Annotated in this window: 26 protein-coding genes; 10 read left to right on the forward strand and 16 right to left on the reverse strand. The window is 70.9% G+C overall.

Annotated features, from left to right (window positions below):
* Positions 1–21 precede the first annotated feature (21 nt).
* Positions 22–1,305, reverse strand: a complete 1,284-nt coding sequence (locus JK363_RS02300) for a ricin-type beta-trefoil lectin domain protein (RefSeq protein ID WP_201870783.1) — start codon at positions 1,303–1,305, stop codon at positions 22–24.
* 103 nt (positions 1,306–1,408) lie between these two features.
* Positions 1,409–2,419, reverse strand: a complete 1,011-nt coding sequence (locus JK363_RS02305) for a LysR family transcriptional regulator (RefSeq protein ID WP_201870944.1) — start codon at positions 2,417–2,419, stop codon at positions 1,409–1,411.
* A 35-nt stretch (positions 2,420–2,454) separates the two neighbouring features.
* On the opposite strand from JK363_RS02305, the gene JK363_RS02310 reads away from it, so the two are divergent.
* Entirely contained in the window at positions 2,455–3,783 is a 1,329-nt protein-coding gene (locus JK363_RS02310) for an MFS transporter (RefSeq protein ID WP_201870784.1), read from the forward strand.
* Positions 3,784–3,897: 114 nt separating this feature from the next.
* On the opposite strand, the gene JK363_RS02315 is transcribed toward JK363_RS02310, so the two are convergent.
* Complete coding sequence (locus JK363_RS02315) at positions 3,898–4,662, reverse strand: dienelactone hydrolase family protein (protein ID WP_201870785.1); 765 nt, start codon at positions 4,660–4,662, stop codon at positions 3,898–3,900.
* A 102-nt stretch (positions 4,663–4,764) separates the two neighbouring features.
* Here JK363_RS02315 and JK363_RS02320 point away from each other — a divergent pair, with 102 nt between their 5' ends.
* The 3 genes from JK363_RS02320 (at position 4,765) to JK363_RS02330 (ending at position 7,211) form a co-directional block, all read left to right on the forward strand.
* On the forward strand, positions 4,765–5,931 hold the full coding sequence (locus tag JK363_RS02320; RefSeq protein ID WP_201870786.1) for an adenosine deaminase: 1,167 nt from the start codon (positions 4,765–4,767) through the stop codon (positions 5,929–5,931).
* Between the two features lie 136 nt (positions 5,932–6,067).
* The gene (locus JK363_RS02325) at positions 6,068–6,331 is read left to right on the forward strand and encodes a hypothetical protein (RefSeq protein ID WP_201870787.1); all 264 of its coding nucleotides are present in this window, start codon (positions 6,068–6,070) and stop codon (positions 6,329–6,331) included.
* Between the two features lie 139 nt (positions 6,332–6,470).
* A complete protein-coding gene (locus JK363_RS02330; protein WP_201870788.1) occupies positions 6,471–7,211 on the forward strand; it encodes a hypothetical protein in 741 nt (246 codons plus the stop codon).
* 49 nt (positions 7,212–7,260) lie between these two features.
* On the opposite strand, the gene JK363_RS02335 is transcribed toward JK363_RS02330, so the two are convergent.
* The 5 genes from JK363_RS02335 to afsQ1 form a co-directional block, all read right to left on the reverse strand.
* Positions 7,261–7,464 carry a PspC domain-containing protein gene (locus JK363_RS02335; RefSeq protein ID WP_201870789.1) on the reverse strand — a complete coding sequence of 68 codons (204 nt, stop codon included), beginning with the start codon at positions 7,462–7,464 and terminating at the stop codon, positions 7,261–7,263.
* A 109-nt stretch (positions 7,465–7,573) separates the two neighbouring features.
* On the reverse strand, positions 7,574–8,149 hold the full coding sequence (locus JK363_RS02340; protein ID WP_201870790.1) for a VanZ family protein: 576 nt from the start codon (positions 8,147–8,149) through the stop codon (positions 7,574–7,576).
* Between the two features lie 166 nt (positions 8,150–8,315).
* On the reverse strand, positions 8,316–8,942 hold the full coding sequence (locus JK363_RS02345; RefSeq protein WP_215910400.1) for a hypothetical protein: 627 nt from the start codon (positions 8,940–8,942) through the stop codon (positions 8,316–8,318).
* A complete protein-coding gene (locus JK363_RS02350) occupies positions 8,939–10,402 on the reverse strand; it encodes an ATP-binding protein (protein WP_236075516.1) in 1,464 nt (487 codons plus the stop codon). Before JK363_RS02350 ends, JK363_RS02345 begins: the two co-directional genes overlap by 4 nt.
* A gap of 139 nt (positions 10,403–10,541) precedes the next feature.
* Positions 10,542–11,219 carry a two-component system response regulator AfsQ1 gene (gene afsQ1 / locus JK363_RS02355; protein ID WP_176182505.1) on the reverse strand — a complete coding sequence of 226 codons (678 nt, stop codon included), beginning with the start codon at positions 11,217–11,219 and terminating at the stop codon, positions 10,542–10,544.
* A gap of 201 nt (positions 11,220–11,420) precedes the next feature.
* Between afsQ1 and JK363_RS02360 the strand changes: the two genes are divergently transcribed.
* Positions 11,421–12,209: a SigE family RNA polymerase sigma factor gene (locus JK363_RS02360; protein ID WP_201870792.1), complete on the forward strand. Its 789-nt coding sequence runs from the start codon at positions 11,421–11,423 to the stop codon at positions 12,207–12,209.
* A 243-nt stretch (positions 12,210–12,452) separates the two neighbouring features.
* Here the strand turns inward: JK363_RS02360 and JK363_RS02365 are convergent, their stop codons facing one another.
* The 4 genes from JK363_RS02365 to deoC form a co-directional block, all read right to left on the reverse strand.
* A complete protein-coding gene (locus tag JK363_RS02365) occupies positions 12,453–13,109 on the reverse strand; it encodes an ATP-binding protein (protein WP_201870793.1) in 657 nt (218 codons plus the stop codon).
* A gap of 159 nt (positions 13,110–13,268) precedes the next feature.
* Positions 13,269–14,138, reverse strand: a complete 870-nt coding sequence (locus JK363_RS02370; protein ID WP_201870799.1) for an aldehyde dehydrogenase family protein — start codon at positions 14,136–14,138, stop codon at positions 13,269–13,271.
* Positions 14,131–15,561: an aldehyde dehydrogenase family protein gene (locus JK363_RS02375; protein ID WP_201870950.1), complete on the reverse strand. Its 1,431-nt coding sequence runs from the start codon at positions 15,559–15,561 to the stop codon at positions 14,131–14,133. The genes JK363_RS02370 and JK363_RS02375 overlap by 8 nt, the downstream gene beginning before the upstream one ends.
* A 25-nt stretch (positions 15,562–15,586) precedes the next feature.
* The gene (gene deoC / locus JK363_RS02380) at positions 15,587–16,591 is read right to left on the reverse strand and encodes a deoxyribose-phosphate aldolase (protein ID WP_201870951.1); all 1,005 of its coding nucleotides are present in this window, start codon (positions 16,589–16,591) and stop codon (positions 15,587–15,589) included.
* Positions 16,592–16,726: 135 nt separating this feature from the next.
* Here deoC and JK363_RS02385 point away from each other — a divergent pair, with 135 nt between their 5' ends.
* Positions 16,727–17,428 (forward strand): PH domain-containing protein, encoded by a 702-nt coding sequence (locus JK363_RS02385; protein ID WP_201870801.1) that lies wholly within the window; start codon positions 16,727–16,729, stop codon positions 17,426–17,428.
* On the opposite strand, the gene JK363_RS02390 is transcribed toward JK363_RS02385, so the two are convergent.
* Entirely contained in the window at positions 17,425–17,712 is a 288-nt protein-coding gene (locus JK363_RS02390; protein ID WP_236075481.1) for a hypothetical protein, read from the reverse strand. The two genes, JK363_RS02385 and JK363_RS02390, sit on opposite strands and share 4 nt — an antisense overlap.
* Before the next feature lie 459 nt (positions 17,713–18,171).
* Here JK363_RS02390 and JK363_RS02395 point away from each other — a divergent pair, with 459 nt between their 5' ends.
* Positions 18,172–18,681, forward strand: a complete 510-nt coding sequence (locus JK363_RS02395; RefSeq protein WP_201870803.1) for a nuclear transport factor 2 family protein — start codon at positions 18,172–18,174, stop codon at positions 18,679–18,681.
* 266 nt (positions 18,682–18,947) lie between these two features.
* Here the strand turns inward: JK363_RS02395 and JK363_RS02400 are convergent, their stop codons facing one another.
* Positions 18,948–20,192 carry a helix-turn-helix domain-containing protein gene (locus JK363_RS02400; protein WP_201870805.1) on the reverse strand — a complete coding sequence of 415 codons (1,245 nt, stop codon included), beginning with the start codon at positions 20,190–20,192 and terminating at the stop codon, positions 18,948–18,950.
* Positions 20,193–20,354: 162 nt separating this feature from the next.
* Here JK363_RS02400 and JK363_RS02405 point away from each other — a divergent pair, with 162 nt between their 5' ends.
* From JK363_RS02405 to JK363_RS02415, 3 genes are read left to right on the forward strand one after another with little or no spacing between them, the layout of a single operon-like run.
* Complete coding sequence (locus tag JK363_RS02405; RefSeq protein ID WP_201870806.1) at positions 20,355–20,702, forward strand: hypothetical protein; 348 nt, start codon at positions 20,355–20,357, stop codon at positions 20,700–20,702.
* Positions 20,699–21,019: a hypothetical protein gene (locus JK363_RS02410; protein ID WP_201870955.1), complete on the forward strand. Its 321-nt coding sequence runs from the start codon at positions 20,699–20,701 to the stop codon at positions 21,017–21,019. Before JK363_RS02405 ends, JK363_RS02410 begins: the two co-directional genes overlap by 4 nt.
* Entirely contained in the window at positions 21,019–21,237 is a 219-nt protein-coding gene (locus JK363_RS02415) for a hypothetical protein (RefSeq protein WP_201870808.1), read from the forward strand. The genes JK363_RS02410 and JK363_RS02415 overlap by 1 nt, the downstream gene beginning before the upstream one ends.
* A 154-nt stretch (positions 21,238–21,391) precedes the next feature.
* Here the strand turns inward: JK363_RS02415 and JK363_RS02420 are convergent, their stop codons facing one another.
* Together JK363_RS02420 and JK363_RS02425 are read right to left on the reverse strand one after the other, a co-directional pair.
* On the reverse strand, positions 21,392–21,559 hold the full coding sequence (locus JK363_RS02420) for a hypothetical protein (protein WP_201870810.1): 168 nt from the start codon (positions 21,557–21,559) through the stop codon (positions 21,392–21,394).
* A 124-nt stretch (positions 21,560–21,683) separates the two neighbouring features.
* A complete protein-coding gene (locus JK363_RS02425) occupies positions 21,684–23,378 on the reverse strand; it encodes a phospho-sugar mutase (protein ID WP_201870811.1) in 1,695 nt (564 codons plus the stop codon).
* Between the last annotated feature and the right edge of the window lie 242 nt (positions 23,379–23,620).

The following is a 23,620-nucleotide window of genomic DNA, read 5'->3' on the forward strand; positions in this document are numbered from 1 at the left end:
CCCTCTCGCTTGTGCGCGCGCCTACTTCGGGGTGACCCAGACCTGGCGCTTGGTGGTGTTGGCCGAGTAGAGCTGGACCTTGGTGCTGTCGGCGGTGGAACCGCCGGTCACGTCCAGCACCTTGCCCGAGGCGACATGGACGATCTGGCCCTTGGCGTTGACCGACCACTTCTGCGACGCCTTGCCGGTGCAGTCGGAGAGCTGGATCTTGTTGCCGTTGGTGGCCGCGTTACCCGCGTTGTCCAGGCACTTGCCGAGCGCGCGGAAGGTGCCGTCCTGCTCCAGCAGCCAGGACTGGGGGACACCGCCGGTGCAGTGATAGAGCTGGATCTGGGTGCCGTTGGTGGCCTTGCCGCCCTTGACGTCCAGGCACTTGCCCCCGAGGCCGGTCACCTTGCCCTGCGGCGAGAGGGTGGCACCGGCGCCCTTGGCGAGGTGGCGCAGGCCCTGGACGTCGAACTGCTGGACGTAGGTGCCCGCGCGGTTGTCCGGGTACGCCTCGGCCGGGGTGCACATCACCGGCTTCTCGCCGGAGTCGCTGCCCTTGACGCAGTCGCCGCGGGTGGCGCTGCGGTTGGCGTGCGTCATGCCCAGCGTGTGCCCGATCTCATGGCTGATGTGGTTGCGCATGAAGGTTTCACCCCAGGACGGCAGCGGTGTGCCGTCCGTGGTGAAGAACGAGCTGTCGATGTAGGCATGGCCGCTGGTCACCGTGTCGGCCACGGACGAGGCGTAGAAGCCGCAGCTGAGGTTCTTGGTGCCGGAGCCGTCGTGGACGACCTTCCACCCGTGGCTGCCGCCGTCCTTGGGCGGTACGCAGGGACGCTTGAGCACCCCCATGACGATCTCGCCCTTGGGCCGCTCGTAGTTCCAGCCGACCGGCTTGGTGTCGACGGTGATCGGGAGATGGGTGATCCGGCGGAGGTCCGTCGCCGACGCCTTGGCATAACGGGACAGCCAGTCCGCGGACTTCTGGTCATAGAACTTGATCGTGTAGCCGGTCGACAGCGATGTGCCCGGACCGGCCAGTTTCCAGCCCTCACCGTGGGGCGCCGCGGCCGCGGCCTTGCGCGGCGCGGCGGGCGCCTTCAGCGCCATCACACCGTTGGTGAAGGTGGCGTTGTCGGTGGCGGTCCCGGCGTTGTCCGCCACCGTCACCGTCACCGGCGCCGAAGCCGTGGACGGCCGTGCGGCCTTGGGCTGTTCCTCGTCGTCGGTGCCGAACGCGCTGGAGGAGAGCACTCCGCCGGTGATTGCCGCCGCGGCGCACACCGCGACGATGGATATCCGGCGCTTCTTGCTCATGCGCAGTTTTCTGTTGGATCGCAAGTCCCCGTTTGCCCTTTCAGAGAAAGAACTCTTGTCGACTCCGGGTCTTCACCTGTCGCAAGCCGGAGTTGATCAGATGTTAGTCGAGCAGCTGACCCCTCCTGCTCAGCAGAAAACGCTTGAAGGCCGCCACCGGTGGAGTGTCCGGATGGCCGTCCAGCCAGGCGACGCCGATCTCCCGCACCGCGCGCGGCGCGGTGACCGTCAGCTCGGCCACCCCGGGGCGCGGCACCGCCGGGGGCGGCAGCAGCGCCACTCCCAGCCCGGCGGCCACCAGACCGCGGATGGTCTCGGCCTCCTCGCCCTCGAACGCGATCTTCGGGGTGAACCCCGCCTCGGCGCACAGTGCATCGGTGATCCGGCGCAGCCCGTAGCCCGGTTCGAGGGTGACGAAGACCTCCGAGGCGGCCTCGGCCAGGCGGATCCGGCGGCGGCCCGCCAGCCGGTGGTCGTCCGGCACCACCAGCCGCAGCCGCTGCTCGTCCAGACGGCGGGCGACAAGATCGGGGGCGTCGGGGACGGGGGAGGTCAGACAGAGGTCGAGATCGCCCGCGCGCATCCGCTCGATCATCGCCTCGCCGTAGTTCTGGACCAGTTGGAAGCGGACCCGCGGATGGTCCACCCGGAAGGCACGGAGCAGTCCGGGCACGGTCTCCGAGCCGAGGGTGTGCAGAAAGCCGAACGAGACCCGTCCGGCGGCGGGATCGGCGTCCGCCCGTACCGTCTCGGCGGCGCGGTCCACCTCGGCGAGGGCCCGTTCGACCGAGCGCAGAAACGTCCGGCCCGCCGGGGTGAGCGCCACCGTCCGGCCGCGCCGGGCGAACAGCGCGACGCCGAGGTCGTCCTCCAGCCGGACGATCCCCCGGCTGAGCGTCGACTGCGGCACCCCGAGCTCCTGGGCGGCCCGGGTGACATGTTCGTGACGGGCGACGGCGGCGAACTGCGCGAGCCGGGGCGTGAGCGCCATCGCCCACGACTCCTCCTCGACTCCAGCTGTCACCGGAATGTCGTGTTCGTAACTGATGTGTGACACGTACGCCCCTGACCTCGGATCATGCTGTCCTGGAACGATTATCTCGATTCCGTGCATTGGACGCATCAGCCGTGGGTACATACGGTCGAACCATGCCTCCCGCTGATACCGGGGCGTCCACCGGGAACCACCGTGTGGACGCCTCCCCCGCGCTGTCCTCCGAACCCACCACGGCTTCCGCTCCTGAGCGGATGAGTCCGGGCCGCCCCGGCTACGTACGGATGCGGTTCGCCCTCTTCACCGCCGGGCTCGCGACCTTCGCCCTGCTCTACTCGACCCAGGCGCTGCTGCCCGCGATCTCGGACGATCTCCATGTCCAGGCCGACCAGGCCAGCTGGACCGTCTCCGCGGCCACCGCGGCCCTGGCGCTCGCGGTGCTGCCGCTGAGCGCCCTGTCCGAGCGGTTCGGCCGCCGCACGATGATGACCATCTCGCTCACGGTCGCGGTGGCGCTCGGACTGCTGGTGCCGTTCGCCCCCGACCTGGGCTGGCTGATCGGACTGCGCGCGATCCAGGGCGCGGCCCTGGCCGGGATCCCGGCCTCGGCGATGGCCTATCTCTCCGAGGAGGTGCAGCCCAAGGCGCTGATCGGCGCGATCGGGCTGTTCGTGGCGGGCAACAGCGTCGGCGGTATGAGCGGCCGGATCCTCACCGGCTGGGTCGCCGACGGCTGGGGCTGGCGGGCCGCGCTGGCCGCGGTCGGCGTCATGGCGCTGCTGTGCGCGGTCGCCTTCCGGCTGCTGCTGCCCCCGGCCCGGCATTTCACCCCGGCCGCGGTGAGCCCGCGCGCCCTGGCCCGTACCGTCGCCGGGCACCTCTCCGACCCGCTGCTGTGCCGCCTGTACGCGATCGGCGCGCTGTTCATGACGGTCTTCGGCGGTGTCTACACGGTGATCGGCTACCGGCTGGTGGCCGAACCGTTCGGCCTCTCGCAGTCCCTGATCGGCTCGATCTTCCTGATCTACCTGGTGGGCACCGTCTCCTCGGCCGCGACCGGCAAGCTGGTCGGCCGCCTCGGCCGCCGCAGCACCCTGTACGTGGCCGTGACCACCACGGCGGCCGGGCTGCTGCTGTCCCTGCTGGACTCGCTCGCCGCGGTGCTGCTGGGTCTGGTGCTGATCACCGCGGGCTTCTTCGCGGGCCACGCGGCGGCGTCCTCGGCGGTCAGCCGCACCGCCAAGACCGGCCGCGCCCAGGCCGCGGCGCTCTACCAGGCGTCGTACTACATCGGCAGCAGCGCGGGCGGCGCGCTGGGCGCGCTCGCCTTCCACGCGACCGGATGGGCAGGCACGGTCCTGCTGGGCCTGGTGGCCGTGACGGGCGCGGCGGCGATCACGCTCTACGCAACCCGCAAGGCCCAGGCCGAACGCCGCGCGGAAGTAGCCCGCCGGGCCCTTCGCGGCCTCCCCGCCCGAGCCTGACCCCACCAGCCCGGAGGGGCCGCCCCGCCCCTGTCCAGCGGAGCGGCCCCTCCGCCTTTGTCCTCCGGTGTACGGCGCCGCGCCCGGACGGGCGCGGCGCTTTCACAGCGGACCTCACTGTCGCAGCGTCGAGCCGAACCCCACCGCCAACGGCATGCGCAGACCCAGCGGCGGTGGGGCCGCCAGGGCGTCGGCCACCGGGCGGGAGTAGCCCGTGGCGAAGAGGGAGCCGAGGAGGAAGTCCGAGGTGAGGGCCCGGACTTCGGAGCGGTGCTGGTGCAGGCCGTGGCCGTCGGTGTGGACCTCGAAGCGGCACACGTTGCGGTTGACCTTCTTGGCCCGCTCCGCCAGCCGGTAGGACAGATCGGGGTCGGTGCGCTCGTCATTGGTCCCGTGGGCGATCAACACCTGCCGTCCCACGAGCTGTTTCACCGGATCGGGTGCCAGGGTCGCGTCCGGTTCCGGGAGCCAGGGGGCGAGGGCGACCACCGTGCTGACGGCCGGGTGTCCGGCGGCGCGCAGGGCGGCGCGGCCGCCCATGCCGTGGCCGGTGAGGCAGACCGGTACGTCGCCGTAGAGCCGCCCCACCTCGTCCGCGGCCCACTCGGCATCCGCGGCGGGGTCCGCGGCGGAGCCGTTCCAGCCGCGGCGCCGGTAGTGGACGACATGGGCGGCCAGGCCCTCGTCCTGACCGGCCCGCACCAGTCTTCGGGCCAGTGGCAGCACCGACGCCGCCGACATCCGGGACGGGCGCCGCGTGCCGACGGGCTCCCCGCCCGGAAGCAGCAGCACCACACCATGTACGGTCCTCCGCGTGGCGGCCGAGCCCATCGGCCGCCCCAGCCGTGCGCCCCGTTCGGGCAACGCTTGCTGAGCCATGCCGACACGATCGCAGAAGGATTGGTGTACTCCACTACCCGTGCGGGTCACTGTTCCGTATCTATCGCCCCGTTCTACGCGCGTAGGGGCTACGCTTCGCAGATGACGAGCGAGCACACCCACCAACCCACCCCCGAACAGATCCGCCGCGCCCCCAAGGTGCTGCTGCACGACCACCTCGACGGCGGGCTGCGGCCCGGCACCATCGTCGACCTCGCCCGCGAGACGGGGTACGACGCGCTGCCCGAGACCGAGCCGGACAAGCTGGGCGCCTGGTTCCGCGAGGCCGCCGACTCCGGTTCGCTGGAGCGCTATCTCGAGACCTTCTCGCACACCTGCGCCGTCATGCAGACCCGGGACGCGCTGTTCCGGGTCGCCGCCGAGTGCGCCGAGGACCTCGCCGAGGACGGCGTCGTCTACGCCGAGGTGCGCTACGCCCCGGAGCAGCACCTCGAGCGGGGGCTGAGCCTGGAGGAGGTCGTCGAGGCGGTCAACGAGGGCTTCCGCGAAGGCGAGCGGCGGGCCCGGGAGAACGGCCACCGCATCCGCGTCGGCGCGCTGCTCACCGCGATGCGCCACGCGGCCCGCGCCCTGGAGATCGCCGAACTCGCCAACCGCTACCGCGATCTCGGCGTCGTCGGCTTCGACATCGCGGGCGCCGAGGCGGGCTTCCCGCCCACCCGCCACCTGGACGCCTTCGAGTATCTGAAGCGGGAGAACAACCACTTCACGATTCACGCGGGTGAGGCGTTCGGCCTGCCGTCCATCTGGCAGGCGCTCCAGTGGTGCGGTGCGGACCGGCTCGGCCACGGCGTCCGCATCATCGACGACATCGAGGTGGCGGACGACGGCAGCATCACCCTCGGCCGCCTCGCCTCCTACGTCCGGGACAAGCGCATCCCGCTGGAGCTGTGCCCGAGCTCCAACCTCCAGACGGGCGCGGCCAGCTCGTACGCCGAGCACCCCATCGGGCTGCTGCGCCGACTGCATTTCCGTGCCACCGTCAACACGGATAATCGTCTCATGAGTGGGACGAGTATGAGCGCTGAATTCCAGCATCTCGTATCAACATTCCACTACACGCTGGACGACATGCAGTGGTTCACGGTCAATGCCATGAAATCGGCCTTCATTCCTTTTGGTGAACGTCTTGCGATGATCAATGACGTGATCAAGCCTGGGTATGCTGAATTGAAGTCCGAATGGCTGTTCCGGCAGGTGGCTTCGATGTCCGCCGTGACCAGCGATTCTCCTGCCAAGGACAACTGATTCTACGGACGGGGGCCACCAGCTCGTCCGATGCGTTCCGCACGTCTGGAAGTCGATTTCCCGTGTTTGCGGGCAGGCGAAATCCATGACTACGTTCTCGTATCGGACAAGCCCCCGTCTCAAGGACAGATTTCTGATGAAGCAGGGAACCCTCAAGACCCTCGGCGTTGTTGCCCTCGGTACTGTCGCCATCATTGCCGGAGGCAGCGCCGCGTCCGCGGCCGGTCCCGCTCCGGTGCCCAGTGGCGGTGCGGCCACTTCGCAGGTCCCCGGACAGGGCGGCCAGGCCCCCGGCCAGGGCACCGCCAAGCCCTCGGCCCCCGGCCAGGCCCAGCCCGACCAGGGGCTGTTCAGTCGGCTCCCGGTGGGCGCGCTGGGCAACGGCCTGCGGCTGGGCTGATCCTCCGTCTCGGCACACGGCCGGGCCGCACATCCGTACCGGGGTGTGCGGCCCGGCCGCGTCCTGTGCCAGGATCTGCCGACACGCTGCGCCACGCTGGCAGCCGACTGTGGGGGTGTCTTCCGTGCGGACAAGGCGGATGAGGCGGACAAGGACGAGCAGACCGGCGGGGCGGACCGGGCGGCTCCGAGCGACTGGTCCGACGGCCCTCCTGGCCTGCCCCCTCCTTGTCCTCACCGCCGCGTGCAGCGGTGGTTCGGACGACGACGCCAAGGCCACCCCGTCCGCCGACCGCCGGTCCGCCACCCCTGCCGCGACCCGACTGGAGAAGGCCGCCCTGGCGCAGGGCGACCTCAAGGGCTATCGGGTCACCAGCCGCAAGGCCGAGAACTGGGCCAGCGGCCAGCCGAAGTCCCGCAAGCGCGCCTGCCAGGCGCTCGCCGACGCCACCGGTGACGAGCCGAGCCCCGCGGCCAAGGAGACCGTGCGGCGCGGGGTGAACGGTCACAAGGCGCCGTACAAGGGCGTCACGGCCGGGATCAGCAGCTACAGCGCGGCGGGCGCCAAGACGTTCATGCGCGAGCTGAAGGCCGCGCTCTCCGACTGCGCGGGCGGGTTCTCCACCACCCTCAGCGGACGGACCGTGCGCTACAGCGAGGTGCGGTCGACGCCGCTCAAGGCGGCCGGTGACGACAGTGTCGGCTACGGACTGACCGCCTCCGCCCAGGGGACGAAGATCCCGATGAGGGTGGTCGCGGTGCGCTCCGGCTCGACCATCGCCCTCTTCATGGGCGTGGACTTCAAGAAGCTCAGCGAGTTCCCGGTGCCGCGGGCGATCGTCGACAAGCAGCTGGAGAAGCTGGAGAAGGCGGGTCTGTAGGCGCGGTACGGGCTCTTCGCGTCCGCTTCACCACGCCCCTCGCGACGCTTCACCACGCCTCGCGATAGCCGTCCTCGGCCGGAACCAGGATCCACAGCGCGATGTAGAGCAGGAACTGCGGCCCCGGCAGCAGACAGGAGACCAGGAAGATCACCCGCATCGTGGTCGGGGTGGTGCCGAAGCGGCGGGCCAGACCCGCGCAGACTCCGGCGATCATCTTCTGGTGGCGGGGGCGGACCAGGCTTGTGGCCATGATGGCGACTCCTCGTCGTGTCGTCGGACTCTCGTAACCGTTGCGATCCGTCCGGACCGAAGGCCGAGGTGCCGAGGTACCCGGGAATCTCTTCCCGATGCCATCAACGCTAGGGTCGCCAGCCCGTCGAGGCGTCGCTCCACGGTGCGATCCCGACCCTGTGAATCGTCGGGGTCACCGTCTGCACCTCGTCCTCCCGGGGGAGGGCCGCGGCCCGCGCCCGGTCCGCCCGGCGGCGGATCCCGGCCCTGACGGCCGGCACCACCAGCACATGCGCGAGCGCCACCCCGGCGGTGTTCAGCAGCACCGAGTCCACGTTCATGATCTGCCCGGTCACCTCGCTGCGCAGCAGCGCGACCGCCAGGGCCGCCATCGCCCCGGTGAAGGCCGTACGGGCAAGCGACGCCCAGGAACACGCGTCCACCCGGCCCCCGGCCAGCGGCAGCAGCACCCCCAGTGGCGCGAGCAGCAGCAGTCCGCCCCCGATCGAGCGGATCGCCGCCCACGGGCTGAGCGCCAGATCGGCGCGGATGGTGGCCAGCGGCTCCAGGGTCTCGGCGGACACCCACGGCACGGTGAGCGGGCGCAGGGTCAGCCAGCACACGAACGTCAGGTGTGCGACGAGGAGTACAACGCCCGCGGCGCGGTAGCGGAAGGCGGCCCTGCGGCCGGAACGACCCTGCACGCCTCTCAGGACGCGCTGTGCGGGGGTGCTGGTTCCGCCTGCCCCGCGCTGGTCAGCAGCTTGTTACCGAGAGGACGTCCACCAGGGGTGACCGAGCGCGGAAACGTAACGAATCATCACGCGATCAAGAGCGATGAGGAACGTTCAGGCGTGACCGCGGGCGTGATCAGGACACCAGAACTCCGGAGTTGACCGCGATCTCGGGATGGCGGCGCATCTCCTCGGTGCAGGTGTAGCGCTTGAGCGGATCGCGGTCGCTCTCCGGGCCGCCCAGCACCACCCGGTGGTGCTCGTCCGCCGCCGTGGACTCCCCGAAGGTGCACACGATCTGGGCCAGCGCCATCGACTGGAGCTCCTCGGGCGGCCGGTTCAGCCGCAGCGCCCGGTCCGGATCGTCCGAGGCAGGACCGGACACCTGCACCCAGTCCTCCACCGCGGTGGAGAACCCGGCCGCCGTCTCGGCCGCCGTGGGCGGCTGCCGCAACTGCTCCAGCAGGGCACGGGCGATCTGCACCGGCTCCGGCGGCGGCTGCTCCTTCGGCAGCCGCATGCTGCGGCTCAGCGACAGCACCCGTGAGCCGCACGGCAGATAGATCCGTACCCGGACCCGGCCGGTGCCCTCGGCGGCCCGGTCCGGCTCCGGCGCCTCGCACGAGGCGCGCGAGGGCGCGGCCCCCGCGTCCACCGGCACCGACGTACCGCGGATACCGCATCCGGTGGCCAGCAGCGCGACCGCCGCGGTCAGCAGCGCGACGGCCGGACGGGTCCGGCGCCGGTTCACCGCCCGCTTCATCGGGCGCCCCCTTCGTTCTTGCGCTCCTCCTCGCCCGAGGCGAGCCGCGAGGCGTCCATCGGCAGCCGGAGCGTGAAGACCGCGCCGCCCTCCTCGGAGTTGGCCGCGCTGATGTCACCGCCGTGGATATGCGCGTTCTCCATGGCGATCGACAGACCGAGTCCGCTCCCCTCCGACCGGGGCCGGGAGGCGCTCGCCTTGTAGAAGCGGTCGAAGACGTGCGGCAGGACGTCCTCGGGGATGCCCGGACCGTGGTCCCGCACCCTGATCAGCAGTTCGCCCCCTTCATCGCCGTCTGTCCGCACCGACACCCGCACCGGCGAGCCGCCGTGCTTGAGCGCGTTACCGATCAGGTTCGCCAGGATCACATCGAGCCGCCGTGGATCGAGCCGGGCCACGATCCCGCGCTCCGCGTCCAGCTCCACCGCGTCCAGCCAGGCGCGGGCGTCGATGCACGCCGTCACCTGGTCCGCCACATCCACGTCGTCCAGCACCAGACGGGCCGTGCCCGCGTCGAAGCGGGTCACCTCCATCAGGTTCTCCACCAGGTCGTTCAGCCGCCGGGTCTCGCTCACCACCAGCTGCACCGCGGGGGCGATCATCGGGTCGAGCGAGTCGGCCTCCTCCTCCAGCACCTCGGTGACGGCCGTGATCGCGGTGAGCGGGGTCCTCAGCTCGTGCGACATGTCCGCGACGAAGCGGCGGCTGGACGCCTCCCGCGCGCTCAGCTCCGCCACCCGCTTCTCCAGCCGCTCCGCGGTGCGGTTGAAGGTGCGCGAGAGATTGGCCAGCTCATCGGAGCCCGACACCTGGAGCCGGGTGTCCAGCTGCCCCTCGCCCAGCCGGTGCGCCGCCTCGCCGAGCCGCTGCACCGGCCGCAGCACCGTGGCCGCCGCGGCCTGCGCCAGCAGCGCGGAACCGATCAGCGCCAGGGCGGTGGCGATCCCCAGCGACCAGGCCAGCGAGTTCAGGTCCTGGCGCTCGCTGTCCAGCGACTTGAGCAGGTAGCCGGTCGGGCCGCCCCCGTTCACCTTCGCCCCGCCGACCAGATACGGCGTGCCGTCCAGCGTGATCCGCTGCCAGTAGAGGTGGTACGGGGCCTTGTTGGAGCTGTCCACCGCGCGCTTCTCGTCCACCGCGTGCCGCAACGACGCGGGCACCACCTTCAGTGTGAACAGCGTCTCGTCCGAGGCCACCACACTGGTCCCGCCGCCACGTGTGCGGGAGACCAGCAGCACCTCGTACTTCTGGGTGTTGTCCGACATGCGGTCCGCCGCGTCCTGCAATTCGGAACGCGTCGGTAGGGCGGGCAGCGGGTCGGTGTCCTCCTTCAGCGCCTTGCGGAACTCGTCCAGCGCCGCGTCCTGGGTGCGGGTCAGCACCGCGTCACGGTTCAGCCAGTACGCGATGCCCGACGCGGACACGGCGGCGGCCAGCGCCACCAGACCGAAGACCAGCATCAGCCGCAGTCTCAGGCTCAGCCACCGCAGGAGACCCGCGGCCCAGCCCCGTGTACGACCGGGCTCCTCGCTCACCGCGCTCAATTCCTTACGTCTCCGCCCCGGGTCCTCGCGTCCCGGTCCCGGGCCCCTCCTGCGCTCACTGCGGTGCGTCCAGCCGGTAACCCACCCCGCGCACCGTACGGATCAGCGTCGGCGACGACGGCACGTCCTCCACCTTGGCGCGCAGCCGCTGCACACAGGCGTCGACCAGCCGGGAATCGCCGAGGTAGTCGTGCTCCCACACCAGCCGCAGCAGCTGCTGGCGCGACAGCGCCTGGCCCGGCCGACGGCTCAGCTCCAGCAGAAGCCGCAGCTCAGTGGGGGTGAGCTGAAGGTCTTCGCCATTTTTGGTCACCGTCATGGCGGCGCGGTCGATCACCAGGCTGCCGAAGGACGCGGCGTCGTTCGCCTCCCGCTCGCCCCGGCGCAGCACCGCGCGGATCCGGGCGTCGAGCACCCGTCCCTGCACGGGCTTGACCACGTAGTCGTCGGCTCCCGACTCCAGCCCCACCACCACGTCGATGTCGTCGCTGCGCGCGGTCAGCAGGATGATCGGCAATTGGTCGGTGCGGCGGATCCGGCGGCACACCTCGAAGCCGTCGATCCCGGGCAGCATCACATCCAGCACGATCAGATCCGGCCGCTGCTCACGCAGCAGTTTCAGGCCGTCCTCGCCTGTCGCCGCCGTCGCCACACGGTGGCCCTGGCGGGACAGTGAGAGTTCGAGGGCCGTGCGGATGGCGTCGTCGTCCTCGATCAGCAACAGGAAAGGCACGTTGGTCATTCTGGCCTACAAGGGGCCTGGAGTTCGACCGCCGGGGGTTTATCGGTGCGATCCCCTGTGACGAGCCTGTGACAGTCGACAGACAGCGCGATGAAACTGGCCCGGCAAAGTCTTCTGTGCACCGGGCGGAACACCGGCCGGAGCAACCAGAACCAGACCGGACGGACCGGCTCCATCGACGGGGGGCGCGAGATGAGCACACTGCACTTCACGAACGCCAGCGCAGTTCGCACGCGCCTTCACGGCGCCGGCCGGACCAGCGAGAAGTCCGGTGCCGTGAGCGGGCGGGGGTGCGCTCGCGGCGCCGGGCGTCAGCGGCCTCCTTACATGGTGGCCATTGACGCGACGACGGGGGCCGAGGGGGGCACCGGCGGCCTCGGGGGGCACGGGGGACAGGGGGGACCTGGGGGGCACGGGGGAAGCTCGTACAGGGAGGCAAAGGGGGAGCGGCGTACTGCGTCGGAGGCGGAGTTCACCGCCTATGTCCAGGAGCGCCGCGCCTCCCTGTACGCCACCGCCTACCACCTGACCGGCGACCGGTACGAGGCCGAGGACCTGCTCCAGAGCGCGCTGTTCTCGACCTACCGGGCCTGGGACCGGATCAGCGACAAGGCGGCGGTCGGCGGCTATCTGCGGCGCACCATGACCAATCTCCACATCAGCGCCTGGCGCCGCCGCAAGCTCAACGAGTACCCGACGGAGGAGCTGCCGGAGACGGCGGGCGACCACGACGCGATGCGCGGCACCGAGCTGCGCGCCGTGCTGTGGCAGGCCCTGGCCCGGCTCCCCGAGCTCCAGCGCACGATGCTGGTGCTGCGGTACTACGAGGGCCGTACGGACCCGGAGATCGCGGACATACTGAACATAAGTGTCGGAACGGTCAAGAGCAGCATCTGGCGCTCACTGCGGCGGCTGCGCGAGGACGAGACCCTCAGCTTCGGCCGTGACGAAGAGGAGTCCTTCGGCGAACTGGTCGCCTGACGGCGGCGGGAGACCGAAGGCGGGGGGAAACACGGGGGATACGGGGGGATCGGGGGAACACGGGGGAAAACCGGGGATCGGGGGATCCGCGGGAGATAACGGGGGATACGGGGGAACATCGGGGGAACATCGGGGGAACAACAGCGCGGGACCGGAGGGCCGGGGGGTCCGTCCGGTCCCGCGCTGTTGTGCGCGCCGGGAGCGCCGTAGCGCTGTCGCACCGTAGCGCGGCAGCGGGGTGGGTCAGCCCGCCGTCACGGTGGACGCGGGCCGCGCGGCCGTACCGCTGCTGCGCCCTGCGGCCGCCGCCGCGGCGACGCGCCCCATGGCGGTGTCCTTGCCGCACGCGTACGCGCCCAGCGCGGTCTGCCGGGCCACGATCCCGCGCTCGGCGCGCATCAGCCGCCAGCCGCGGCGCACCAGATAGAGAGCCGACTTCCGGCCCTCCCGCAGATCGCGCATCAGCCGCCGCCGGAAGGTGGTGGACGGCCGCCCCCGCAGACACAGCGCGTCCGCGAGCAGACCCAGCTCGGCGCAGCGCCCGATGATGTCGGCGGCGAAGACCCCCTCCGCGAGGAACAGCGGGGTACGGCCCAGATCCAGCACCTCTTCGCCGACGCGAGCGCTGGTCGGGATGTCGTACACCGGCACCGCCGTACGCGAGGTCCGGCACAGCGCCTCGACGGCCGCCACCGCCGCGTCCGCGTCCCACGACAGCGGGGAGTCCCAGTCGGTGCTTCCGTCCTCCGCCAGCTTCGGGAGGGTCGGGTCGTCGCCCTCCTTGTAGAAGTCGTCGAGGTTCAGCACGGGCAGCCCGGTACGGGCCGCGAGCGACGACTTTCCGGAACCGGAAGGGCCGGAGAGCAGGATGACGCGGGCGGATGAGGGATGGAATGTCACGGAACACCAGTGTGACGCATGGAGTCGCCCCTGTGACCTCCCGGGTCGGGATGAATGGGGTCGGCCGGTGCGGTGGGCGGAGGTGCGGTGCACCGGCCCCCGCCCCCTCGGACGGAAGGGGGCGGGGGCGGTGGCCGTTGGGGGCGGACGCTCAGAGGCTCATACACCCATGGGGTGCCAGACCGTCTTGGTCTCCAGGAACGAGAGCATCCGGCCGGTGCCGGGGTCGGCGGACCAGTCCACAGGCTGTGGACGGACCACCCGCTTCAGGTTCTCCGCGGCGGCGGTTTCGAGCTCGGTGGCGAGTTCCGGGGCCGCGCCGGTGAGGTCGATCGCGTTCACGTCCTGGTGCGCGGCGAGCGGGGCCGCGATCTCGGCGGTGCGGCCGGAGAGCACGTTGACCACGCCGCCCGGCAGATCGGAGGTGGCCAGCACCTCGCCCAGGGAGAGGGCGGGGAGCGGGTGGTTCTCACTGGTGACGACGACCGTGGTGTTACCGGTGACGATCGCGGGCGCGATGACCGAGACCAGGCCGAGGAAGGACGAGTCCTGCGGGGCCAGGACCGCGACGACACCGGTGGGTTCGGGGCTGGAGAGGTTGAAGTACGGCCCCGCGACCGGGTTGGCGGATCCGGCGATCTGGGCGATCTTGTCGGACCAGCCCGCGTACCAGACCCAGCGGTCGATCGCCGCGTCGACCTGGGCGCCCGCCTTGGACTTGGAAAGCCCCTCGGCGTCGGCGACCTCGCGGACGAACTGGTCGCGGCGGCCCTCCAGCATCTCGGCGACGCGGTAGAGGATCTGGCCGCGGTTGTAGGCCGTGGCCCCCGACCAGCCGCCGAACGCCTTGCGGGCGGCGACGACGGCGTCACGCGCGTCCTTCTGGGACGCCTGCGGGGCGTTGGCCAGCCAGCGGTCCTTTGCGTCGGTCACCTCGTACACCCGCCCGCTCTCGGACCGGGGGAACGTACCCCCGACGAACAGCTTGTAGGTCTTGAGCACGGAGAGTCGGTCGTTGCGGTCAGACATCGAGGTATGCCTCCAGGCCGTGGCGACCGCCCTCGCGGCCGTAGCCCGACTCCTTGTAGCCGCCGAACGGCGAGGTGGGGTCGAACTTGTTGAACGTGTTGGACCACACCACCCCGGCGCGGAGCTTGTTCGCCATCCACAGGATCCGCGAACCCTTCTCCGTCCAGATCCCGGCGGAGAGGCCGTAGGGGGTGTTGTTGGCCTTGGCGACGGCCTCTTCGGGGGTGCGGAAGGTCAGCACGGACAGGACCGGGCCGAAGATCTCCTCGCGGGCGATGCGGTGGGCCTGGGTGACCCCCGTGAACAGCGTCGGGGCGAACCAGAAGCCGGAGCTGGGCAGTTCGCAGTCCGGGGCCCAGCGCTCCGCGCCCTCGGCCTCGCCCGCCTCGGCGAGGGTGCGGATACGGGCCAGCTGCTCGGCGGAGTTGATCGCGCCGATGTCGGTGTTCTTGTCCAGCGGATCGCCCACCCGCAGCGTCCGCATCCGGCGCTTGAGGGCGTCCAGCAGTTCGTCCTGGACGGACTCCTGGACCAGGAGGCGGGAGCCCGCGCAGCAGACATGGCCCTGGTTGAAGAAGATCCCGTTGACGATGCCCTCGACCGCCTGGTCGATCGGCGCGTCGTCGAAGACGATGTTGGCCGCCTTGCCGCCCAGTTCGAGCGTGACCTTCTTCGACGTACCGGCCACGGTGCGGGCGATGGCCTTGCCGACCTCGGTGGAGCCGGTGAAGGCCACCTTGTCGATGCCGGGGTGGCCGACCAGTTCGGCGCCGGTGCTGCCGTCCCCGGTGACGATGTTGACCACGCCCTTGGGCAGCCCGGCCTGGCGGCAGATGTCCGCGAAGAACAGGGCGGAGAGCGGTGTTGTCTCGGCGGGCTTGAGCACCACCGTGTTGCCCGCGGCGAGGGCCGGGGCGATCTTCCACGCCAGCATCAGCAGCGGGAAGTTCCACGGGATGACCTGACCGGCCACGCCCAGGGGCTTGGGGTCGGGGCCGTAGCCGGCATGGGCCAGCTTGTCGGCCCAGCCCGCGTAGTAGAAGAAGTGCGCCGCGACGAGCGGGAGATCGGCGTCCCGGGACTCGCGGATCGGCTTGCCGTTGTCCAGGGACTCCAGGACGGCCAGTTCGCGGGAGCGCTCCTGGATGATGCGGGCGATCCGGAACAGGTACTTGGCGCGCTCGGAGCCCGGGAGGGCGGACCAGGCCGTGAAGGCGGTACGGGCGGCCTTGACGGCGCGGTCGACATCCTCGGCGGTGGCCTGGGCGACCTCGGAGAGCACCTCCTCGGAGGAGGGCGAGATGGTCTTGAAGACCTTGCCGTCGGCGGCCTCGGTGAACTCGCCGTTGATGAACAGCCCGTAGGAGGGGGCGATGTCGACGACGGCGCGGGACTCGGGCGCGGGTGCGTAATCGAAGGTCATGGGTGTCGTGGATGCCATGGGTGTCTCAGTCCACCGTCACGTAGTCGGGACCGGAGTAGTGGCCGGTGCGGAGCTTCTGGCGCTGCATCAGCAGATCGTTGAGCAGACTGGAGGCGCCGAAGCGGAACCAGTCGGCCGTCAGCCACTCCTCGCCCAGCGTCTCGTTGACCATCACCAGGTACTTGATGGCGTCCTTGGAGGTGCGGATACCGCCCGCGGGCTTGACGCCCACCTGCACCCCGGTCGTGGCGCGGAAGTCGCGCACCGCCTCGAGCATGAGGAGGGTGACCGGCGGGGTCGCGTTCACCGCCACCTTGCCGGTGGAGGTCTTGATGAAGTCGGCCCCGGCGAGCATCGCCAGCCAGGACGCGCGGCGTACGTTGTCGTACGTCTGGAGTTCACCGGTCTCGAAGATGACCTTGAGGTGGGCGGCGCCGCCGTCCGGCCGGGCGCACGCCTCCTTCACCTGCTTGATCTCCTCGAAGACCTCCAGATAGCGGCCGGAGAGGAAGGCACCGCGGTCGATCACCATGTCGATCTCGTCCGCCCCGGCGGCCACCGCGTCCCGGGTGTCGGCCAGCTTCACCGGCATCGCGGCGCGGCCGGAGGGGAAGGCGGTGGCGACGGCGGCGACGTGGATGTCGCTCCCACCGGCGGAGGCCAGCGCCTCCTTGGCGGTCGCCACCATGTCGCCGTAGACGCAGATCGCCGCGACCTTGGGGACCGTACGGTCCGTGGGGTCGGGGTTGGCCCCCTTCGCGCACAGCGCCCGGACCTTGCCCGGGGTGTCCGCGCCCTCCAGGGTTGTCAGATCGATCATCGAGATCGCCAGGTCGATGGCGTATGCCTTCGCCGTGGTCTTGATCGAGCGGGTGCCGAGGGTCGCGGCACGGGCCTGGAGGCCGACCGCGTCGACGCCCGGCAGGCCGTGCAGGAAGCGGCGCAGCGCGCCGTCCGAGGCGGTCACGTCCGCCATGGACGCGAGTCGCTCCGCGGCCTCTTTGCCGTATGCGGGAACTGTGGTGGGCATGGTCACCAGCTGAGCATATCTACGCGCGTAGCAGATGTCACCCCCCGGGTGGGGGCTCTTGGGCCCGGGGCCGGGATGGGTCGGTCTTCGGCTCCCGGATCCATTGTCGCGGGGGCGTGGTGCAGAATCGGCCCCATGACGAGCCCGGATGACTCAGCCCCTGACTCAGGCCCTGACTCCGCCCGTGATGCGGCCTCCGACTCCGCCTCGCTGTCCGCGGACGACAGCCAGGAGAGCACCTTCGCCGACCGTGTCTACCGGTCCCCGGCCGGTATCGCCGGTGGTGTGCTGCTGCTCGGGCTCGGCGCCTGGCTCGGCATCGACGCGATCATCCGGGGTGAGGGGCGGACACCGTGGCTGGCTCTGGCCGGGCTGCTGTTCGCGGTGCCGGTTGTCATCGCCTTCACGGTGCGCCCCGCGGTGTACGCGGGCGCGGACCGGCTGCTGGTCCGCAACCCCTTCCGCACCATCACCCTGCCGTGGGCCTCGGTCGACGGAGTGCGCGCGGGCTACACCAGCGAGGTGCTGGCCGCCGGGGCCAAGTACCAGCTGTGGGCGATCCCCGTCTCGCTGCGGCAGCGCAAGCGGGCCGCGCGGCAGCAGGCCCGGTCCGCCGCTTCGGACCCCTACGGCCGTACCTCCGCCCATATCGCGGTCGACACCGACGCGGACCGGCGCGCGCCCTCCGACGCGGCGATCGGCGATCTGCGCGAGATGGCCGAGATCCAGGCGTCGCGGGCCGGTGCGCAGGGGGCGCCGGAGGTCCGCTGGGCGTTCGAGGTCATCGCGCCGACGGTGGCGGGGGCCGTATTGCTGGTGATCATGCTGGCCATCTAGGCCAGGTTGAGGGCGTGCTCCTTCAGGAAAGCCCCCGCATGGGCTGCTGCGGCCTTCTCCTTCGTCGCGTACCAGGTGTCGGCGTCGGCCGCCCCATGCGTTCCGTCCGCGCCTGTGCCGGTCCACCGCCAGCCGCAGGATGAGGGCTCCTGCGTCAGTTCGGCCGTCCCGCCGCTCAGCTCGAGTGCGCCGCTCGTCCGCGCCGCTGTGGCCGCCGGGCGGCTGACGGCTGCGGGCCACTTCTTGCGGGCGCCTTGCCGGGTGATGCCCCACACGGCGCCCATCTGTTCGTAGCTCGCGCCGTAGGACCCGACGGTGCCTGGCCGGGTCTTCGAGGTTGAGCGGTGCGTCGTGTTGAGAGCGCCGACCGCTCGTTACGGCATGGTGTGGTGGGTACCGGCCCTGCGCGCAGAGCGCCCGTGGACCGGGTGGACACGTGCGGACAGCACTGGACAGGCCCCGCCTCTGTCGGGCCTGGAATGTGGACACCATCTGACACGAGTCTGTGCGCCATGAACGTTGCACGCACGCGGACGGATCAGGCAGCGCGCCGATCCCCTCGGCCGGGAGCGGCCCTGCCGCTCACCTGGGCCGCTGAAGCCCGCGCCTGGCCGAACCCGGCACCGCCGGCGTCGGGAAAGTCGTCCTGACACTCTGCCCCTGACACGCGCCATCCCCGGGATGCCGTCCACCCCCGGTCGCGTCCGCACGTGCATCACCACCACACCCGAAGGAGCATCACCGTGACGTCCCGCCTGCCCCGTGCCGTGACCATGCTGACCGCCGCCGCGGCCCTGTGTGCCACCGCCACCACCACCGCCCACGCCGCGCAGGACGCCGAACGGCGCCCGCCGAGGATCGTCAACGAGTGGGCGCGCGCCTGGAACGGCACCGACCCCCAGGCGCTCGGCGCCCTGTTCACCACCGACGGCACCTACACCGACGAGGGCTTGGGCGTCGCCTTCCATGGCCGCCAGGAGATCTCCGGGTGGAAGGCCCGCGCCGACAACACCATCGACAACGTCCACGTCACCGTGCGCGCCACCCACCGCGACGGCGACCGCATCACCGTCAAGGCCATCTACGCGGGCCACCTCAAGGGCGCGCCCAAGCCGTTCGCCGTGCCGATGACCACCCTCCTCGACCTCGACAAGAACCACTGCCTGATCACCTCCGACGAGGACCGCTACAGCCTCGCCACGGTCCTCTCCCAGTCCGGCCTGCCCGCCGACTGGACCCCGCCCACCGACTGACCGGCCGCCAGAGCACACAGGGTCAACCGGTAACAGGACGACGGTCCGCGTAACCGCCAGGCGGTACGCGGGCCGTCTGCCGTCGGCCACGGCAAGCGACACACTGCCCAGGGTCTCGATCCGGTGATCAATCGTCGTGGTCATCAGGTGACTCCTTCTGTCAAGGGTCAGGAGACACGACGTCACTCAGCGTCAGCCGTCGCAGATCAGAGCGGCACCGGGCGCGGGCGGGGCGGCAGCGTGCCGACACAACGACGGCCGGGTCTTTACGCGCTGAGCAGATGCCCGTGATCGTGAAGCAGGTTGCCCACCTCGGGTACTTCCTCGAAATCCTGGAGCCTCCGGAGTACGTCACGGGCCCGCGATGCGGTTCGGTCGCTCGCTATGTCGACGGACGCGGAGATGACGCGTCGGGCTTCCCTGGCTGCTTGCTCCGGCTCGTTGGCGTCGGCAAGCGCGACGGCGAGCCATGAGCGGTACAAGGCGACTTCGCGCGCGTGCGTGGCGTCGTACCGTCTGAGAACGTCGGTCAGCAGCGGAACTGCGCGCAACGGGCGGTGAAGCTCGGTGAAGACCCGGGCATCCATCACCTCCAGCTCTTCTCTGCTCACCCAATACGCCCACTGAGGCGCCTCATCGTCGTCGGCTTCGGTCAGCGTGTCGTGCGCCTGCCCGAGCGCCTGCATGGCGGGCTGCGCCTCTTGGGCCCGGGTGTGTGCCCACGCCACACGGTCGAAGAACAGCGCACGCGTCTTGGGCGGGGCGCCCGGCCCGGCTTCCTCCAGAGCGGCGCGAGCGAGATCGAGGCCCGCGCGCTCTTGTCCGGTGTTGCTGAGTTGGTAGGCGAGGCTCCCCGCGAGGTTCGCGACCAACGGGCCGTCACCCGCCTGGCGCGCTGCTTCGATCCCTATGCGGTACGCACGTTCGGCCTGCTCGTGTCGCCCGGCATCGCTGGCGATCCAACCGGCGATCTGGGCCAGTTCACCAACCTGGGTCAGGAGCGCGCTGCCGACTGCTTCCGTGTGCGTGCTCTCGTGGTACAGCCGAATCGCTTTGCTCAGTTCCCGGAACGCGGGCGCCATAAGGTCGCCCCCGGCCAGTACGTCGTCAGCAAGCCGGAGGCCGTGCACGCGGGCGGCGAGGCTCGCCACTTCGCCGCTGCCGATGCGGCGGCCCGTCCGCGTGGCGTGTGGGGTGAGCGAGTCGCCCGGCGGGATCAGCTCAGAGAGGACCACGGCGGCCCCGAACGGTGGCCCCTCCAACTCGCCCCGGGCGTAAGCAGCAGCCCGCTCCAGTTCCCCGACAGGAACCCCCAGGACCTCCGCGATGAACAGGAGCCAGGATTCCGGGATGCGCTCTCCGCGCTCCCAGCGGGAAACCTCGTTCCGCGTGAGTGAATGTGTGCCCGAGACGGCGCACAGCATGGCGGCAAGCTGCCGCTGACTCTTATGGGCATCGCGCCGCAGACGTGCCAAGTACGCGCCGAAGTGCCGTCGCCGTTCCTCCGTCATCCGCTGGCCCCCTCTCCACTCCAGTGTGGCCCCTCCCTGGCCCCCTACGCGGCTCCTCTCCCAGGTCCAACCCGAACGATTCGATGGAGCTTCCGCCCACAACAGACCCCCGCGACCGTGCGACCGGCCCGGGGGCATGGCCCCTCAACCCCTGGGAGGTTGATGAACATGGCCCACGCTATCGCGTGGATCTTCGAAGCGCTGCTACGGCTGTGGTTGCCGTCGTCCGGTCGTCATCGTGCGGCCGACACTGCCGACGGCCGCCCCGCAGTGCAGCACCAGAACACACCGACGATGCGCACGGCGCAGGTTCCCGACGTGCCCGCGTGGCCCATGGTGGCGGAGTGTGTGAACGGCTCCACCGTTCAGTTCCGCCCGATCTCAGGTCCGCCGGACGGCCACGGGGCGGACATGGTCAGGCCCCACGTCGTCGCACACGAACAGCGGCAAAAGAGCCGCCCACGAGTGGAGTTGCTGTGTGCGCCGCACGGGATGGTGGTGATCCGGTGACCGCCGACGGGCGGACCACACTCGTCCTCTCCCCCTGGTGCGCTCTGTGCGCCACCCCCGGCGACTTCGGGCCCCACAACCCCGCCGTGCCGCGTTCGGGCCTGTGCCCCGCGTGTATCGCGGCCGGAAAGCCCACCCGCGAAGGTCTGGAACACGCGGTCGTGATCGTCGCTGGACAGACCCTCGCAGGAGCCGAAGCCCTCGACCTGGCCGCCGCCACCCCGGAAGAACTGGCCTACCACCTCGGCGCGGTGAAACGGAGCCTGCGCAGCCTGCTCCAGCTCCTCGCGCCGGTCAAGGGAGAGGGAGGCCGCTGATGGCCGCCGATAGCCAGCCCGGTCGGGACGAGCGGCCGAAGATGACGATGCGCGTCTACACCATGGCGCACGATGGGATCGTCACCGCCCGCCGCGCGATCGTGGCCGTCCTCGCCGGGGAGAGCAGCGACGCTTACTCATTGGGACAGGCATGGCCGCCGTGCCAGTGCCCCCGCCACCGCGACCACAACAACTCCGAACGCTTCAAGCGGTCCTGAGGCGGCCGTCCGCCCCGAGCCTCTTGCCCCGGGGCCCGGGGCCGGATGGCCCCCGGGCCCCGGTCGCTGAGCTCCCCCGTGGCAGATGGCCGGAGCCACCCCCGAACACCCCCCGCCACCACGAACGACCGAACGGAATACCACCCCTGTGATCTCACACATCACCATCGACCGGCACGACGCCCGCTACGACCATCACGCCGAACAAGCCGTCTTGCCTGTGACCGTCCACCACCGCGACGGCCATACCGAACCCACCCGCCTCGTCATGAAGCCCGGACAAGTCGAGCTGTACATGGTCCAGCTTGAACAGATCATCCACACCCGCGCCGAAGAACGGAAACAGGACCGGGAAGCGACCGGGTGCCTATAAGCACCTCACTCTGGCGTGGGCGGCCGCTGGGGCGGCCGCCCTTGGCTGTGGTCAGAGTTCGTTGAGTTCGTTGTCAGATGCCCGCCGCTGTCGCGAGGTCCGTTTTGAGTGACGCCAGCGCCGTCTCGGCCGTCGTACGGGCCGTGTCCAGGGCGTCCGCGCCCGGGACGTCCACGACCACCTCCAGGTAGCACTTCAGCTTCGGCTCGGTGCCGCTCGGCCGGACGATCACCCGGGCCGAGCGGATCGTTCCGTTCCCGGCCAGGTAGTAGCGCAGACCGTCCGTCGGCGGCAGCGTCTCCGTGCCCCGGGACAGATCGTCCGCCGCGGTCACGGCCAGGCCCGCCAGCTCGGTCGGCGGCTGTTCGCGCAGTCGCTTCATCGCCGTGCCGATCAGGGAGAGGTCCTCCACGCGCGCCGACAGCTGGTCGGTCGCGTGCAGACCGTGCGCGAGCGCGATGTCGTCCAGAAGGTCGGAGAGGGTGCGGCCCTGCTCCTTCAGCTCCGACGTCAGCTCCGCGATCAGCAGCGCGGCCGTGATGCCGTCCTTGTCGCGGACGCCGTCCGGGTCCACGCAGTAGCCGAGCGCCTCTTCGAAGGCGTAGCGCAGCCCGTCCACGCGCGCGAGCCACTTGAAGCCGGTCAGCGTCTCGGCGTACGGCAGGTCCGCGGCGGCCGCGATCCGGGCGAGGAGGGAGGAGGAGACGATCGTCGTCGCGAAGGTGCCGCGGGCGCGCTTGTGTACCAGGTGCGTGGCGAGCAGCGCGCCGACCTCGTCGCCGCGCAGCATCCGCCAGTCCCCGGCGGGGGTCGGTACGGCCACCGCGCAGCGGTCGGCGTCGGGGTCGTTGGCGATGACGATGTCGACCGCGTCGGGGCCGGAGGCGGGGTCGGTGGCGGCGCCGAGCTCGCGGGCCGTGGCGAACGCCAGGTCCATCGCGCCCGGCTCCTCCGGGTTCGGGAACGCGACGGTCGGGAACGCCGGGTCGGGGTCGGCCTGTGCGGCGACGACGACCGGGGCCGGGAAGCCCGCGCGGGCGAAGGCGGCGGTGAGGGTGTCGCGGCCGACGCCGTGCATCGGGGTGTAGACGATGCGGGCGGTGCGGGGGGTGGCGGGGGTGAGGACGGCCTCGGCGCGGGTGAGGTACGCGTCCAGGACGTCGTCGTCCAGCGTCTCCCAGCCGGTGTCCGGGCGTGGGACGTCGTCGAGGCTGCCGATCGCGGCGATCTCGGCGGCGATGTCGGCGTCGGCGGGCGGAACGATCTGGGAGCCGTCGCCGAGGTAGACCTTGTAGCCGTTGTCGCGGGGCGGGTTGTGGCTCGCGGTGACCTCGATGCCCGCGACGGCGCCGAGGTGGCGGATGGCGAAGGCCAGGACGGGGGTGGGGAGGGGGCGGGGGAGCAGGGCGGCGCGGAAGCCGGCGCCGGTCATGACGGCGGCGGTGTCGCGGGCGAAGTCGGCGCTCTTGTAGCGGGCGTCGTAGCCGATGACAACGAGTGGAGCGGCTTCGCCGGCTGTCTTCTGGTGCGTGAGGTACGCGGCGAGGCCCGCGGCGGCGCGGATGACAACGGTGCGGTTCATGCGCATGGGGCCCGCGCCGAGTTCACCGCGGAGGCCGGCGGTGCCGAACTGGAGGGTGCCGGAGAAGCGGTCGGCGATCTCGTCGAGTGCCTCGGCGCGCAGGAGTTCGCTGAGCTCGGCGCGGGTGTCGGGGTCGGGGTCCTCGGCGAGCCACGTGCGGGCCTGGGCGATGAGGTCGGGCTCCATGAGGTCTCCTGGGGGTGGCTGGGTGTGGGGTTGTGGTGGGTGCGCGGTGGGTTAGCGGTGGGTGCGCGGTGGGTTCGTTGTCGGGTGCGGGTCCGGGGGCTCCGGGATGGGGCCTGGACCGTCTATTTTTGGCGCCGGTGCCCTCGGACGTTGTGCCGGCCGGAGATCGGCGCCACAAATAGCACGAGAGCGTCCAGGACCCCACCCCTGCGCCCCCGTCCCCTCCCGCCTCGTCGGCGGCT

The organism is Streptomyces coffeae (genome assembly GCF_016741875.1).
GTDB lineage: Bacteria > Actinomycetota > Actinomycetes > Streptomycetales > Streptomycetaceae > Streptomyces > Streptomyces coffeae.

Coding starts and splice junctions, on each gene's coding strand:
- JK363_RS02300 (WP_201870783.1), bottom strand. CDS start 1,305: ATGAGCAAGAAGCGCCGGATATCCATCGTCGCGGTGTGCGCCGCGGCG.
- JK363_RS02350 (WP_236075516.1), bottom strand. CDS start 10,402: ATGCTGGTCTTCGGTCTGGTGGCGCTGGCCGCCGCCGTGTCCGCGTCG.
- JK363_RS02345 (WP_215910400.1), bottom strand. CDS start 8,942: ATGAAGCGGGCGGTGAACCGGCGCCGGACCCGTCCGGCCGTCGCGCTG.
- JK363_RS02310 (WP_201870784.1), top strand. CDS start 2,455: ATGCCTCCCGCTGATACCGGGGCGTCCACCGGGAACCACCGTGTGGAC.
- JK363_RS02325 (WP_201870787.1), top strand. CDS start 6,068: ATGAAGCAGGGAACCCTCAAGACCCTCGGCGTTGTTGCCCTCGGTACT.
- JK363_RS02330 (WP_201870788.1), top strand. CDS start 6,471: ATGAGGCGGACAAGGACGAGCAGACCGGCGGGGCGGACCGGGCGGCTC.
- deoC (WP_201870951.1), bottom strand. CDS start 16,591: ATGCCCACCACAGTTCCCGCATACGGCAAAGAGGCCGCGGAGCGACTC.
- JK363_RS02385 (WP_201870801.1), top strand. CDS start 16,727: ATGACGAGCCCGGATGACTCAGCCCCTGACTCAGGCCCTGACTCCGCC.
- JK363_RS02360 (WP_201870792.1), top strand. CDS start 11,421: ATGAGCACACTGCACTTCACGAACGCCAGCGCAGTTCGCACGCGCCTT.
- JK363_RS02315 (WP_201870785.1), bottom strand. CDS start 4,662: ATGGCTCAGCAAGCGTTGCCCGAACGGGGCGCACGGCTGGGGCGGCCG.
- JK363_RS02405 (WP_201870806.1), top strand. CDS start 20,355: ATGAACATGGCCCACGCTATCGCGTGGATCTTCGAAGCGCTGCTACGG.
- JK363_RS02400 (WP_201870805.1), bottom strand. CDS start 20,192: ATGACGGAGGAACGGCGACGGCACTTCGGCGCGTACTTGGCACGTCTG.
- JK363_RS02320 (WP_201870786.1), top strand. CDS start 4,765: ATGACGAGCGAGCACACCCACCAACCCACCCCCGAACAGATCCGCCGC.
- JK363_RS02370 (WP_201870799.1), bottom strand. CDS start 14,138: ATGTCTGACCGCAACGACCGACTCTCCGTGCTCAAGACCTACAAGCTG.
- JK363_RS02415 (WP_201870808.1), top strand. CDS start 21,019: ATGGCCGCCGATAGCCAGCCCGGTCGGGACGAGCGGCCGAAGATGACG.
- JK363_RS02305 (WP_201870944.1), bottom strand. CDS start 2,419: ATGCACGGAATCGAGATAATCGTTCCAGGACAGCATGATCCGAGGTCA.
- JK363_RS02390 (WP_236075481.1), bottom strand. CDS start 17,712: ATGGGCGCCGTGTGGGGCATCACCCGGCAAGGCGCCCGCAAGAAGTGG.
- JK363_RS02425 (WP_201870811.1), bottom strand. CDS start 23,378: ATGGAGCCCGACCTCATCGCCCAGGCCCGCACGTGGCTCGCCGAGGAC.
- JK363_RS02335 (WP_201870789.1), bottom strand. CDS start 7,464: ATGGCCACAAGCCTGGTCCGCCCCCGCCACCAGAAGATGATCGCCGGA.
- JK363_RS02375 (WP_201870950.1), bottom strand. CDS start 15,561: ATGACCTTCGATTACGCACCCGCGCCCGAGTCCCGCGCCGTCGTCGAC.